Origin of the sequence: Vibrio atlanticus, assembly GCF_024347315.1 — a bacterium.
Classification (GTDB): domain Bacteria; phylum Pseudomonadota; class Gammaproteobacteria; order Enterobacterales; family Vibrionaceae; genus Vibrio; species Vibrio atlanticus.
Window position 1 is genome coordinate 2,789,106 of the sequence record NZ_AP025460.1, and the last position, 15,098, is coordinate 2,804,203.

11 protein-coding genes are annotated in these 15,098 nt (G+C 44.4%); 6 read left to right on the forward strand and 5 right to left on the reverse strand.

Going from position 1 to position 15,098, the window contains the following annotated elements; translation table 11 throughout:
- Window positions 1-469: 469 nt before the first annotated feature.
- Both OCV30_RS12435 and dacB read left to right on the forward strand, forming a co-directional pair.
- On the forward strand, window positions 470-1,516 hold the full coding sequence (locus OCV30_RS12435; protein ID WP_065678089.1) for a porin: 1,047 nt from the start codon (window positions 470-472) through the stop codon (window positions 1,514-1,516).
- Window positions 1,517-1,628: 112 nt separating this feature from the next.
- Window positions 1,629-3,062, forward strand: coding sequence for a serine-type D-Ala-D-Ala carboxypeptidase (dacB, locus tag OCV30_RS12440; RefSeq protein WP_065678088.1), 1,434 nt, complete (start codon window positions 1,629-1,631; stop codon window positions 3,060-3,062).
- 83 nt (window positions 3,063-3,145) lie between these two features.
- On the opposite strand, the gene tyrS is transcribed toward dacB, so the two are convergent.
- Window positions 3,146-4,333 carry a tyrosine--tRNA ligase gene (gene tyrS, locus OCV30_RS12445; RefSeq protein ID WP_004734518.1) on the reverse strand — a complete coding sequence of 396 codons (1,188 nt, stop codon included), beginning with the start codon at window positions 4,331-4,333 and terminating at the stop codon, window positions 3,146-3,148.
- A gap of 129 nt (window positions 4,334-4,462) precedes the next feature.
- Here tyrS and OCV30_RS12450 point away from each other — a divergent pair, with 129 nt between their 5' ends.
- The gene (locus OCV30_RS12450; RefSeq protein ID WP_009847553.1) at window positions 4,463-5,752 is read left to right on the forward strand and encodes a peptidoglycan DD-metalloendopeptidase family protein; all 1,290 of its coding nucleotides are present in this window, start codon (window positions 4,463-4,465) and stop codon (window positions 5,750-5,752) included.
- A gap of 71 nt (window positions 5,753-5,823) precedes the next feature.
- Here the strand turns inward: OCV30_RS12450 and OCV30_RS12455 are convergent, their stop codons facing one another.
- The 3 genes from OCV30_RS12455 to erpA form a co-directional block, all read right to left on the reverse strand.
- On the reverse strand, window positions 5,824-8,937 hold the full coding sequence (locus tag OCV30_RS12455) for an efflux RND transporter permease subunit (protein WP_065678087.1): 3,114 nt from the start codon (window positions 8,935-8,937) through the stop codon (window positions 5,824-5,826).
- Window positions 8,938-8,947: 10 nt separating this feature from the next.
- Complete coding sequence (locus OCV30_RS12460) at window positions 8,948-10,072, reverse strand: efflux RND transporter periplasmic adaptor subunit (protein ID WP_065678086.1); 1,125 nt, start codon at window positions 10,070-10,072, stop codon at window positions 8,948-8,950.
- Window positions 10,073-10,410: 338 nt separating this feature from the next.
- Complete coding sequence (gene erpA, locus OCV30_RS12465; RefSeq protein WP_004734539.1) at window positions 10,411-10,752, reverse strand: iron-sulfur cluster insertion protein ErpA; 342 nt, start codon at window positions 10,750-10,752, stop codon at window positions 10,411-10,413.
- Window positions 10,753-11,048: 296 nt separating this feature from the next.
- On the opposite strand from erpA, the gene hemL reads away from it, so the two are divergent.
- Window positions 11,049-12,344: a glutamate-1-semialdehyde 2,1-aminomutase gene (gene hemL / locus OCV30_RS12470; protein WP_012604713.1), complete on the forward strand. Its 1,296-nt coding sequence runs from the start codon at window positions 11,049-11,051 to the stop codon at window positions 12,342-12,344.
- Between the two features lie 140 nt (window positions 12,345-12,484).
- Here hemL and OCV30_RS12475 read toward each other — a convergent pair whose 3' ends face one another.
- Entirely contained in the window at window positions 12,485-12,610 is a 126-nt protein-coding gene (locus tag OCV30_RS12475; protein WP_004734537.1) for a hypothetical protein, read from the reverse strand.
- A gap of 76 nt (window positions 12,611-12,686) precedes the next feature.
- Here OCV30_RS12475 and OCV30_RS12480 point away from each other — a divergent pair, with 76 nt between their 5' ends.
- Both OCV30_RS12480 and rsmC read left to right on the forward strand, forming a co-directional pair.
- Entirely contained in the window at window positions 12,687-13,772 is a 1,086-nt protein-coding gene (locus OCV30_RS12480; RefSeq protein WP_009847558.1) for an AI-2E family transporter, read from the forward strand.
- 110 nt (window positions 13,773-13,882) lie between these two features.
- Entirely contained in the window at window positions 13,883-14,905 is a 1,023-nt protein-coding gene (gene rsmC / locus OCV30_RS12485; protein ID WP_065678085.1) for a 16S rRNA (guanine(1207)-N(2))-methyltransferase RsmC, read from the forward strand.
- Window positions 14,906-15,098: the final 193 nt, after the last annotated feature.

A 15,098-nucleotide genomic window follows, 5' to 3' on the forward strand; every position in this document is an offset into this window, starting at 1 on the left:
CAACATAGTTATTGGGTGATAGAAACAAAACGATTTGGCTTAGTGTAAACAAACTTTATGGCTAAATCACCTTTATTCCACTTTGCGTTATAAAAGCTTTATCTAGGTCTAAATTACAGACATCACAAAAATGAATAATAACCTCACCATCAATAAGTTGGCGATGAAATATCTAAAAAAAACAAAAATAAACCAAATAAACACAGATCACACTTTTATAAAAACCACACAAAATCAAAAACTTAGAGGGCGACAAACTCAATAAAACAGTGTGCATAATTTTTATTGATATCATTTTACTACCTGATGGTGGAACTTTAGGGTTAAAAAGTACCCCACGGATTGTTCTGGCAAGTTTCACGCTTTTGTTCTAAGCATGATTATGAAGCTTGATTAATACGAGCAATACACAAAAAGGATTCAAATCCTTGATAAATACCTTTATGGACAGTAATTAGGAATTAATAACATGAACAAGACTATGATCGCGCTTGCTGTATCTGCTGCAGCTCTTGCTACTGGTGCTAACGCTTCAGAACTATACAACCAAGACGGTACTTCTCTAGAAATGGGTGGCCGTGCGGAAGCTCGTCTTTCTATGAAAGATGGCAACGTACAAGACAACTCTCGTATCCGTCTTAACTTCCTAGGTCAAGTTGAAATCCAAGACGGCCTATACGGTGTTGGTTTCTACGAAGGCGAATTCACAACTGCTGACAACGGTGGTCCTACAGACAGCGATAGCGACAGCCTAACTAACCGTTACGCTTACGCTGGACTTGGCGGTACATTCGGTGAAGTGACTTACGGTAAAAATGACGGCGCTCTAGGCGTAATCACTGACTTTACCGATATCATGGCTTACCACGGCAACTCTGCAGCAGACAAAATCAATGCTGCTGACCGTGCTGACAACATGCTTTCTTACAAAGGTCAATTCCAAGACCTAAGCGTTAAAGCAAGCTACCGTTTTGCTGACCGTAAAGACGACACTGCAAACAACGTAGGCTACACTGACAACGGTCAAGACGGCTACTCTCTATCTGGTATCTACGCAATCGGTGAAACTGGCGTTAAACTAGGTGCTGGTTACGCAGACCAAGATAAGAACAACGAATACATGCTTTCGGGCTCTTACACTATGGGCGACCTATACTTCGCTGGTGTATTCACTGACGGAGAAAAAGATTTTGACCGCCAGTACAACTCTTCAAACGCTTCAAGCATTGGTAGCAAGTTCACAGGTGTTCAAGACTACACTGGTTACGAAGTAGCAGCCGCTTACACTCTAGGTCAAACTGTATTCTCAACCACATACAACAACGCAGAAACAGGTAGCGACACATCGGCAGACAATATCGCTGTTGATGCAACGTACTACTTCAAGCCTAACTTCCGTGGTTACGTATCGTACAACTTCAACCTACTAAGCGCTAGCGACAAGCTAGGTACTTCAACAGTTGGTACTAAAGGTGCTGAAGACGAGCTAGCTCTAGGTCTACGTTACGACTTCTAATTCTGATTATCTAATTGATTAATTAGTTAATTGAGAATCAAAACGCCCGCTCTATAGCGGGCGTTTTTTATATCTGTATACTGAAAACATCAGTCATCCAAGAAAATCTTCTATGCGCCTTCTATCCAGTTTACTCCTATGTGGTTTGTCACTGTGTAGCTATTCAATTAGTGCTTTCGAATACCTCCCTCTCGATAAACTGCCCGATGGCAGTAGCACAAGCTTGATACTGAAGTCATTGAGTGATGATTCGAGTGAGTTGAACACCAATAGCGATGGCTTTTACCCACCCGCCAGTACGTTAAAGCTAGTCACCGCTTTGGCAGCCAAATTGGAGTTAGGAGATAATTTTAACTACACGACCAGCATTGCGCGTTCTAATAAAGATGTCGTGATCGCATTCAGTGGTGACCCAACACTACAAAGAGAGCATCTAAAAAACCTTTTAGATCAATATGCTAAGTCGCAATCTAAAACAATCAAGGGCAACTTATACCTCGATGACTCAGGTTTTACTGGCTATCAACGAGCGGTTGGTTGGCCTTGGGACATTTTAGGCGTTTGTTACAGCGCTCCCTCTAGTGCAATGACCTTAGACAGTAACTGCGCACAAGCCTCTATTTATACAAAAGATAACGGTACAACACGCGTATATATCCCAGCTCATTACCCAATAGACGTGACAACTACTGCCGCCACGGTAACTCGCTCTGGGCAGAAGGCAACACAATGCGACTTGGAGCTCATAACGACACCAGACAACACTTACAAGCTCTCTGGTTGCTTAGTTGAGCGTAAGAAACCACTGCCGCTCAAGTTCGCGATTCAAAATCCAGAGCTTTACACCTATCAAGTCGTTACATCGATTCTTAAAGAACTGAGAATTGAAGTAAAAGGCAATGTGGTCGTTGGTAAAAAAGATAAATCAGGCAAAAGCACGTTAATCGCAAGTCACAGCTCTGAGAAACTTCCCGAACTGCTCAATATAATGCTCAAGAAATCAGACAATCTAATAGCAGACAACCTAACCAAAACGCTGGGTGCGACATTTTATGTTCAACCGGGCAGTTTTAATAACGGCACTGAAGCGATAAAGCAGATATTACTGACTAAAGCTAATATTGACCTCAGTAAAGCGCAGCTCGTCGATGGTTCAGGGCTATCTAGAAATAACCGAATGAGATCGCAAACCATGGCGCAGGTACTTCGCTATATCTGGGAAAACGACCAAAAACTAAATCTAATTGAAGTGATGCCAACATCAGGTGTAAATGGAACGCTCAAGTACCGCCCAAGCATGAGAAAAGCACCGATTCAAGGCAACATTATCGCCAAAAGTGGTTCTCTATACGGCAGTTACAACATGGCGGGATACGGATTAGATAAAGCGGGAGAACCAAACTCTCTGTTTGTGCAGTTTGTCCGTGACTACTTCCCTGAAGAACAAAATCCAGAAAAACCAGTAGAAGCACCCATCACCCAGTTTGAGCGTGCTTTCTACACAGATGTGGTTGAGTTCAGTCAAACACAGAGCAAACCTAAGTAATGTTCAACTCTGTTTATGCTTCTAATTAAGCAATAAAAAAGGCATCCGAAGATGCCTTTTCTATAAATCATTGAGATTTAATATTACTTAATCGTAATACGAGCAAACTTACGCTTACCTACTTGGTAGACCGCAGTACCTGCTTCAGGTACAAACTTGCTGTCTTCAATCTTCTCGCCTTCAAGCTTAGCTGCGCCTTGCTTGATCATACGCATCGCATCAGAAGTCGAGTTTACAAGACCGGCTTCCTTTAGAACGTTCGCAATTGGTAGGCCTGCTTCGAATTCAAATTCAGGCATTTCATCAGGAACTTGGTTCTTAGCAAAACGGTTAACGAACTCTTGCTCAGCCGCTTCAGCATCTGCTTCGCTGTGGAAACGAGCAATGATCTCTTTAGCAAGAAGTACTTTCACGTCACGAGGGTTTTTGCCCGCCTCAACGCCAGCTTTCAGTTCCGCAACTTCTTCAAGAGGACGGAAAGACAGTAGCTCGTAGTAGCTCCACATTAGATCGTCAGAGATAGACATGATCTTACCAAACATCTCGCTTGGTGCTTCACTGATACCGATGTAGTTGTGCGCCGACTTAGACATCTTCTTAACGCCGTCTAGACCAACAAGTAGTGGCATCATCAGTACCGCTTGTGGTTTTTGACCTGCTGCTTTTTGCAGTTCACGCCCCATAAGAAGGTTAAACTTCTGGTCAGTACCGCCAAGCTCAACATCGCTCTCTAGTGCAACAGAGTCGTGACCTTGAAGAAGTGGGTACATGAATTCGTGGATTGCGATCGGTTGACCACCAGCGTAACGCTTTTTAAAGTCATCACGCTCAAGCATACGAGCAACAGTTTGGTTAGAAGCAAGACGAATCATGCCTTCTGCACCAAGCTCAGATAACCACTCAGAGTTGAAACGAATTTGCGTTTTCGCAGGATCTAGAATCTTGAATACTTGCTCTTTGTAAGTTTCAGCATTCTTCAATACGTCTTCACGGCTTAGCGGTGGACGTGTTGAGTTCTTACCTGATGGATCACCAACCATTGCTGTGAAATCACCGATAAGGAACGTCACTTCATGACCAAGCTCTTGGAAAGCACGAAGCTTGTTAAAGATAACCGTATGGCCTAGGTGGATATCTGGAGCGGTTGGATCGGCACCCAGTTTAATGCGTAAAGGACGACCTTCTTTTAGTTTCGCAATCAGTTCGTCTTCTGGAATCAGTTCTTCTACGCCACGTTTGATCTCGGCTAGTGCAGCTTCAATACTCGCCATTCTTGTTCACTCCCACAGATTTGGCAAAAATATAATAATTAGACATCTTACTTGAATAGCGATGTATTTTGAAACCAGTTACACTATTCCGTCGTCTATTTTCATAATATTTACAGAACGAACCGGAACATGTTGTCTATTTTTGCACGCCTTCCCATTTTGCACCGGGCATTTATCGCATTTTTTAGTGCCGTAATTTTTATCGCTATTTTCTTACTCCCCGACGTCAACAGCTTACGTGACGATACGGGAGCTTTAGTCGTTGGAAAACACTACCCACTGACGATCAGTGCATCAGCACTTGTTAGCTCAAGTGACGCACCACCGACGGCAGTACTCAAATGGGAGAAATACACCGTTCGCTCTGGCGAAAGCACCTCTGTTTTATTTGAACGTATTGGCCTTTCATACCGTTTGCTGATCACTCTACTCAATACCAACAACGATATTAAAAAGCAGCTGTCCAACCTAAGACCTGGCGACGTATTACAATTCGGCTTTGATGAAAACAACGACCTTATTCAGTTGAAGCGACAACTTAGTGCGTTTGAAAGCTTCAAGATCACTAAGTCTGGCGATTCATTCTCCTCTAGCTTCGACAAAAAGGAAGTGGCCTACCAATACAACTATGCCGAAGCCAACATCACGTCTAACTTCTGGAACGCCGGCGTCAATGCAGGCCTAACCGCAAACCAAATTATGGAACTGGCGGGCATCTTCGGTTGGGATATCGACTTTGCGTTGGATATTCGCAACAACGACAGCTTTAAGATTTTGTACCAAGAGAAAGTCGTTGAAGGCGAAGTGATAGGTCGTGGTAAGATCATGGCGGCAGTATTCAAAAACCAAGGTGATTCATTTACCGCGGTATTAGATGATAGAAGCGGCAACTACTTCGATGAAAATGGTCGTGCCATGAAGAAAGCCTTCTTGCGCTCACCGATTGATTTTCGTCGTGTAACATCGAACTTTAACCCTCGTAGAAAACACCCAGTAACCGGTAAGGTTCGAGCTCACCGAGGCACCGACTACGCAGCCCCTGTTGGCACACCTATCTGGGCAGCCGGTGACGGTATTGTTCAGAAGTCAGGTTACAACCAATTCAATGGTAACTACGTGTTCATTCGCCACAGCAACACCTATATCACTAAGTATCTGCACATGAAGCGACGTATGGTGAAAACAGGTCAGCGCGTAAAACAAGGCCAAACCATTGGTACTTTGGGCGGTACAGGCCGTGTGACTGGCCCGCACTTACACTATGAATTCTTGGTCAATGGCGTACATAAAAATGCGCGAACCGTGAAACTACCGCAATCTAAGTCGTTAACCGGTAAAGCAAAAGCAACCTTCATTGCCAACTCAGAGATTCGACTGAATAACCTTGAGCGATACGGCCAGTTACTAGCGACTAATTAGGTTAAGAACCCTATAAGCCAACGAAAATAGCGCCCAGCAAGGCGCTCTTTTTATTTCCGTCGAACTAGTATTTATCGTTCATCGTCGTTGCTTTGGATCATCTCGGGTTTCTTATCTCGCCCTAGCATCAGCAAACAAGGAGTCAATACCAAGGTTAAGACTGTCGCGAATGCTAAGCCTCCCGCAATTGCCGTAGCGAGTTGCGACCACCATTGCGTACTCGGCGCTCCAAACTCTATTTTTTGGTTGATCAAGTCGATGTTCATCTCTAATACCATCGGCATCAAGCCTAAGATCGTAGTCACGGTCGTCAGCATTACTGGCCTTAAACGCTGGACACCAGTTCTTAGAATTGCGTCGCGCTTATCTAAGCCTCTTTTGATTAGCTGATTATAGGTATCAATCAGCACGATATTGTTGTTTACCACTATACCTGCCAGTGCAATCACTCCAATACCGGACATCACGATACCAAACGGACGTTGGAAGATAAGCAGACCAACGAACACACCAACCGTTGAGAACAGCACCGCACTCAGAATCAGGAATGCTTGATAGAAACTATTAAACTGAGTAATCAAAATCAACGCCATTACCGCCAGTGCAACCATGAATGCACTTTGTAAGAAGGCAGAAGAGTTTTCTTGCTCTTCATTTTGACCACGGATACGAAATTCTACTCTACTAGGTAGCCCCAATTCACTTAACGCTTGCTCAATCTTTGGCAGTTCGAGGGCAAGGTTATAGCCCTCTTCCATATCCGCCATGATGTTCACTACGCGCTTACCATCGAGGCGTTTAATCGTATCTTGCTTGTGGTCGGGAACAATCTGAGCAAAGTTGGTGATCGGCACCAAGCCAGCAGGTGTTTTGACTCTCAACTGGTCAAAGCGTCCGATATCTCTTTTATCATTAGGGTAACGCACCAAGATATCGACCTCTTCTGATGAGTCATCAGGCAGGTAATCACCAATCTTGAGACCATTGGTAACGAATTGAACGGTATTACCCACCAAGGTCGCATCAGCTGCAAAACGGGCGGCATCGTCTCGGCGAATATCCACTTTCCAATCAATGCCATCTTTGCTTGCTGTATCACTGATGTTAGTCAGAGCTTGATTACCATCCGCCCAGTTTCTTACAATTTTTGCAGCCTGATTCAGCTGTTCTGGTGTTGTTGCTGACAGCTCAATCACTAAATCATTTTCAACCGGAGGCCCTGCATCTGGAAACTTATATTCAATCTCAACACCAGCGTATTGATCGGTTTGCACCTTTAATTCATCAATAATCGCTTTAACACTACGACGATATTGCCAATCAACAGGAGTAATCGAGATCAAGCCAATCTGGTCGTCCCCACCCGTGCGTGTGTAAACAGTATCGAACTCATCATGATTAAGCATCATTTGCTCAATATCGCGCATGATGTCATCTTTTTCTTGAATAGAAAGATCACCATGTGAGCGAACTTTGACATTAAAGAATGGTGGATCAACCTCAGGGAAGAACTCTGCACCTAGGCCCGCTTTGGAGTAAGTAAAACCAACTGCAACCGCGAGCAATATCGCACTGAACAGAATCTTAAAGGGATGCTTAATCGCAATCGAAAGCGTGTGGTAATACGCCTTGGTTAAGCCCGTTGCTTGTGAAAAATCACCATTATGCAGTGCCACCATTCGAGCTTGGCTCTTGGGCGATACGTATTGAGGTTTGCCAATCAAGCCACCTAATACCGGTACAAACAACAACGCCATAATCAATGAAGCGGTTAGCGTTGCAATCAGTGTTAGTGGCAGAAACTTCATGAATTCGCCTGTCACATCAGGCCAAAACAGTAACGGAGCAAATGCAGCTAAGGTTGTCGCTGTCGATGCGGTTATCGGCCACGCCATCCGTTTCGCTGCGTCTCGGTAAGCTTCTTTTCTACCTTCACCTTCTTGCATTCGCCTATCGGCAAACTCGGTAACAACAATCGCGCCGTCGACCAACATACCAACGGCCATGATCAAAGAGAACAGAACCACAATGTTGACGGTTAGACCAAACACAGACAACACCAACAATCCCGTGAGGAATGATCCAGGTATTGAAATTCCAACCAATAATGCGGTTCGAACACCAAGAATGGCGATGATAACGATCACCACTAAAATGATGGCGGACAAGATATTGTTTTGAAGATCGTTGAGCATGATCTTCACATCTTTAGATTCATCCCAGGTGTATTTAACCAATAAGTTATTTGGCCATTCCGCTTGTTGTTGAGCACCAGCCATAACCGCTTTAACTAACTCTACGGTTTCGATGATATTTTCACCCGCACGCTTCTTGATATCCAAGACCACCGCAGATTTACCATCTAAACGGGCAAAGCTTTCAGGATCTCGAAACCCTCGACGAACCGTGGCCACATCACCAAAGGTTACAACCTGTTTACCATCCACTTTGATAGGCAACTCAAGTACGTCTTTTAAAGAGTTAAACACCGAAGGAACTTTGACTGAGAAACGTCCGTAGCCAGTGTCAACAAAACCAGCGGCGACCACTCGATTGTTCAGAGCGATCAGGTTATAGATATCCGCTTGATCTAAGCTGTAGCTCTCCATCAACAGAGGATCGACAATGATCTCGACGATATCATCGCGATCGCCTGCAATATCGACCTCTAGAATTTGGCGATAGCTTTCGAGCTTATCCCCAAGTTCTCGAGCAATTTGCACTATGGTGCGTTCAGGAACAGTACCGAAAAGCACAACAGACAGAACAGGTTGCTCAGACGCGAGTGTTACTTCATTTACGGTCGGCTCATCACTGTCTTCTGGCAATTTTGGTTTGGCTAAATCGACAGCATCACGCACATCAGCCATCGCTTTGGTGAGATCAACGCCAACATTAAACTCCAACACAACTGAGGCGTGGCCTTCTGCTGCGGTTGCGGTCATCTCTTTTACGCCTTCAATCGACCTCAGCTCTTGTTCTATCGGTCTAACCAATAAGCGTTCTGCATCGGTTGGCGAAATACCTTGGTGCCCAACAGAAACGTAGATAATCGGGATGGTAATGTCGGGGCTCGATTCTTTGGGGATCGTAATATAGGTAACGACACCTGCGACCAATATGAGTGCCAAAAGAGAGAGCATTGTTCGAGCACGAGACAAGGCTGCATCAATAATTGAATACATCGGTTATCTCCTACTCTGCGGTTACGTTAGAGAGTTCAGCACCTTGCTTAACAGCAATCACCGAATCACCATCACGCACAAACCCTTGGCCTACAGTGATAATATCAACTCGCTGACCTAACCCTGTGAGCCAAACTCCATCTTGTTCTGCCTTTACTAGCTGAATACCTACAAATTTCACGGTTGGTGAGTCATCGGCTGAAACCAAAGTTTTGACCCCAAGATTACCGGCCTCATCCAGTGCCAGCATCGCAGGTGTTATCTTGATAGCATCACTTGTTTCTAGGTTGAGTGTTACTTCAGCACTGACACCGGCAGGTAACAGGCCATCGGAATTATCGATTTCAATCTCTATTGGGAAGGTATTGGTAGAAGCAGAAGAGATTCGAGAAACGTAACGCAGACGACCTTCCGCTTCTTCTCGCCCTAACAGACGAACCAAAGCAGATTGATTGACTAACAAATGCTGGATATGACGTTCACTGACATCGGCTTCGATGACCAGAGGGTCAAGATCAATCACACCCGCAACAGGATCGCCAACACCAACGAAATCACCGAGCTCCACCATCAAATCTTGAACCACACCGGAGAAAGGCGATGTGATGACTGTATTTTTTAGAGCCAGTTCAGCATTACGCTTCATAGCCTTCGCTTCAGTTAACGAAGCCTCAGCTGTGGTGTAGGCTATCTCGCCTTGCAGCCCTCTTTTTTTCAGCGACTGCGCCGCCTTAAATTCTTTCTGCTTCAATCGATATAAAGCCGAAGCTCGCTCTAGCTGAATCTCTAAGTCACCTTTATCTATCTGAGCAATGGCTTGCCCTACTTTAACCGTATCGCCTTTCACAACGTTCAACCTAACAATCTTGCCCGCGACTTCCGCTCCCAATCGAGCATGCCTATCGGGTGCTGTTCGTCCATAGAGGTCAATCGTTTTGAAGGTGGGGGATGAAGTGAATGTTTGAAAGGAAACCTTAGCCAGCGGAATTTCTGTCGCTTTTTTTGCTGGTGACTCTTCCGCTTGCCCCACTCCTAAACCAAGCCAAACCGACAACAGTACAACTAGAACCAGAGAAACCAACCACGGCTGCTTCAGTTTCTGAAAAAATGGAGAGTTAGAAAATAGAGTGGGCATAGCAAATCCTTTTGTCCGATGTGATTAAGGCGCGCTAATTAGCTTAACACCGTCATATGCAACATCCTGATGCACAGAGGTAACCTTAACAGACCCACAGCCAACGAAGTTGGACGCTATCGACAGTTTAAAAAATATGGCGTTTACTATAAAACAAATGAATGAAGTAGAGCTTAAATATAACCACCCAAATTAACCTTGGCGTACATGCCTAGAATAAGTCGACTTACTGTCTGTTTTGTATGGTGTATTTTTTATAAACAAAAACACCGAGCATTGGCTCGGCGTTTAAAATATTTCTAATGTAGCTTTCCGTTCAAGCTACCTTTCAGTGCACGCTAAACGCTAAATGATGCGCCACAACCACATGTTGTTGTCGCGTTCGGGTTGTTCACAAAGAAACGTGCGCCTTCTAGGCCTTCAGTGTAATCAACCATGCCGCCCATTAAGTACTGTAGGCTCATTGGGTCAACAACCAGCGTCACACCGCTATTTACAATGGTAGTGTCGCCATCATTTACTTTTTCATCAAATGTGAAGCCGTACTGGAAGCCACTACAACCGCCGCCTGTAATGTATACACGCAGTTTTAGCTCTGGGTTTTCTTCTTCAGCAATTAGCGTTTGTACGCGGGTAGCTGCTGCATCAGAAAAGGACAATGGGATATTTACTTCGCTCACGACAACCTCTCTTACCTGTGTCAAAAACAACATGATACAAATCTAAATCGAGACCATAGTTGTTGAGTATTTTCTTATATTCTGGTGATTATCTAATACCTGACTGAAACGTTCAAGTATTCACCACAGGATCGTTCCTTTTACTGCTGTAAACTCGCTAATATCTGACAATTAAAACGCGTAACCACACAAAACAACCAGATTCGGGTGATTATATCAGCGAAGGCATTCCTAGTTGGATTCCGGATAGGTACAATGCGTGCCAATTGGTCCGACAGTCAAAAGAGGATATATCAATGACCAAATCAGCAGAGCTGTACGAAAAAGCACAGCAAACTATTCCTGGTGGCGTAAACTCTCCAGTTCGTGCATTCAATGGCGTAGGTGGTTCTCCTATCTTCGTTGAACGCGCTGATGGCCCACTTATTTTTGATGCTGATGGTAAAGCATATATCGATTACGTTGGCTCTTGGGGTCCAATGATCCTTGGTCACAACCACGTTGTTATTCGTGACGCTGTTATTGCAGCTGCTCAACGCGGCCTTAGCTTTGGTGCTCCAACCGAAACTGAAATCAAGATGGCTGAACTTGTATCTGAGATGGTTCCATCAATGGAACAGCTGCGTATGGTGAGCTCAGGTACAGAAGCAACAATGAGTGCGATTCGTCTCGCTCGTGGCTTTACTGGTCGTGACAAAATCCTTAAGTTTGAAGGTTGTTACCACGGTCACGCAGACAGCCTACTTGTAAAAGCAGGTTCTGGCGCACTGACTTTAGGTCAACCAAGCTCTCCAGGCGTACCGGCTGATTTTGCGAAACTAACGCTAACTGCAACTTTCAATAATCTAGATTCAGTACGTGAAATCTTCGCAGCAAACAAAGGTGAGATCGCGTGTATCATCGTTGAGCCTGTCGCGGGCAACATGAACTGTATCCCACCAGTAGAAGGCTTCCACGAAGGTCTACGTGAGATCTGTGATCAAGAAGGTGCATTGCTAATCTTTGATGAAGTAATGACAGGTTTCCGCGTTGCTGAAGGTTGTGCTCAGGCTTACTACAACATCAAGCCAGACTTAACGTGTCTTGGTAAAGTGATTGGCGGCGGCATGCCAGTGGGTGCTTTTGGTGGTCGTAAAGACGTGATGCAATACATCGCACCAACGGGGCCTGTTTACCAAGCAGGTACGCTTTCAGGTAACCCTGTTGCAATGGCTGCTGGCTACGCATGTTTGAATCTTCTAAGAGAAGAAGGCAACGAAAAGCGTCTAGCGTCTAAAACTAAGCAGTTGGCAAATGGCTTCAAGCAACTTGCTGACAAGCACGGCATCCCTATGCTAGTTCACCAAGTTGGCGGTATGTTTGGTTTCTTCTTCACAGACCAAGAAACGGTAACGTGCTACGAAGATGTAACTAAGTGTGATGTAGAACGCTTCAAGCGCTTCTTCCATCTAATGTTAGATCACGGTGTTTACCTTGCACCTTCAGCATTCGAAGCAAGCTTTACTTCTCTTGCTCATGGTTCAAAAGAACTGGATGCAACACTAGAAGCTGCTGACCGCTCTCTTGCGATCATTGCTGCTGAAAGCAAATAATCGAAAGCACTTTATAAGTCGCTAACTGATTGAATTTAGGGCTGCATTAACGCAGCCCTTTTTAATGCATCGACTTAATTAAACTCGAGTGTTTCCGCTTAATTACCCGTCAATTTATTCGAAAACTTAACCAAAAACGTCTAACGTTCCCAGAAAAGAAAAACCAGCAACATCAGCGTACCTAGGAACATTCTGAACCAAGGGATCTCTTTTTTTGTCTGCTGTTCTTCATCTTGGCATTTCTTATCTTTATTACAGCATCCCATTATCAAAACTCCTCATTGCTAACTCTCTGTTTTGCAGCCATTATAAACTCAGAACGCAAATATAGAGACCATTAACGTGTCAGAAAAACTCAAAATCAACACCAGCCACTGGGTGATCATCATTGCCCTACTTGCGGCGGCTTATGCTTGTTACTTGCTTATCGAGCCTTATGTAAATTCCATAGTAATGGCATTCATCATCTCGTTGCTGATGTTTCCAATTCACGAATGGCTTGAAAAGAAGATACCGAATAAAGAGAACGTAGTCTCTCTACTTTCTTGTGTGATCCTGACTTTCATTATTGTTATCCCTTTATTGGCAGTATTTGCAGCAATTGTTCAGCAAGGCTCTCTGTTCTCTCAGAACACCTACCAATGGGTGACACACGGCGGTATTCAGACTCTGTTTGCACACCCACTTGTGGTCAAAGCGCTGTCGTTTGTGAATAACTACCTGCCTTTCGACAACATTGAGCCCCAAGCCATCGCACAGAAAGTCGGAGAATTCGCGACAAGTTTTGGTTCTAAACTGGTTGGTATCAGTGCAAAAATCCTTGGTGATGCGACCAACTTCTTAATGGATTTCTTCTTGATGCTGTTTGTTCTGTTCTTCCTACTAAGAGATCACGACAAAATCATCAGTGTGGTTCGTCATATTCTTCCGCTATCTCGTAGTCAAGAAGACAAGCTTCTAACCGAGATTGAGCAAGTTTCTAAGTCTGCCGTTATGGGCTCATTTTTAACCGCAATAGCGCAAGGTTTTGCGGGTGGTTTAGGTATGTGGATTGCCGGTTTCCCTGGCCTATTCTGGGGCACCATGATGGGCTTTGCCTCTTTCATCCCAGTTGTGGGTACCGCATTAATCTGGATCCCAGCAGCAACTTACTTGTTCCTAACTGGTGATACCACATGGGCGATTTTCCTAACGGTTTACTGTGTAGCGATTGTTGGCTCGATTGATAACCTGCTGCGTCCATTGCTGATGCAAGGCAGTGCAGGCATGAATACCCTAATGATCTTCTTCTCACTGTTAGGGGGGATTCAGCTGTTTGGCCTAATTGGTCTTATCTACGGCCCACTGATCTTTGCGATTACCATTGTCTTATTCAACATCTACGATGAAGAGTTTAAAGACTTTTTAAACCAGCAAGACAAAAGTTAACGAACTTGACGTCAACTTGATTGGCGAACCCGTATTAAACACTTCAAGCTTTGGGCGGATTATGCGAAAATCCGCCCTCATTTTTTGCTAACGATTCAATAGAGTGTCCTATGTCAGCTTATATCGCTCCAAGCCAGATTGCTCAACGCCAACTCGCCTACTTTGAAGGCAAACATGTTTTAGTTGCTGGTGAGGCAGAAGACTTATTCCCTGTTGAATTAGCGAAACATTGTGAATCAGTCACCGTGTTTACTTCTAATTACAGCTACTACCGTCAATTAGAAGGCTGCAACACCATCCAACGTTTTTATGGTGCGGAGTTTACCGAAGAAACCAAAGCTGACTTAGTGATGCTGTACTGGCCAAAGGCTAAAGCAGAAGCGGAATTTCTGTTGGCGATGTTATTTGCCAAGTTAGGTAAAGATACCGAGATTGTCGTAGTTGGCGAGAATCGTTCTGGTGTTAAAAGTATCGAGAAAATGTTCGCTCCTTACGGCAAAGTCGTGAAATACGATTCAGCACGTCGTTGTTCTTTCTACTGGGGTCAATGCTTCGAGCAACCACCAGCCTTCAACCTGCAAGAGTGGTTTAAAACCTACACGGTTAACATTGGTGAGCAATCACTAACCGTGAAAAGCCTTCCAGGCGTCTTCAGTCATGGTCAATTTGATGTGGGTAGCCAACTATTACTTGATACCCTGCCAAAACTAAAAGGTAAAGTACTGGATTTCGGTTGTGGTGCAGGCGTATTGGGCGCAGTAATGGCATCTCGTCACCCTGATATCGAACTGGAAATGTGCGACATCAGTGCATTTGCCGTGGCGTCTAGCCAAGCAACGCTAGAAGCGAATGGTTTAACAGGTAATGTCTTCGCCTCAAATGTCTACTCTGACACATCAAAAGATTACCAATTCATCATCAGTAACCCACCATTCCATTCTGGTTTGGATACAAGCTACAGTGCGACTGAAACCTTACTTGCTCAGGCTCCTAACCACATGAAGCGTTCTGGTGAGATGATTATTGTTGCGAACAGTTTTTTAAAATACATTCCAATTATTGAGCAAGCTTTTGGAAAATGCGCGACTCTAAATAAGACCACCAAATTCGCGATCTATCACGCAAGCAAATAGCCTATCTAACACAGCGCAGGGTCAATATCTGCGCTGTCTGTTCATATTTCTATCAAAAGCCCATAAAAATGAGCTTTTGCACACGCTTTAAATACCACTTACTTGTCAAAGTAAAAAAACTCGTTAATTTCGTTAAATTGGAACCCGTTAATTCTATTCTCTGTACTTGTTTTCATCCCTTTCAAGCAGTACA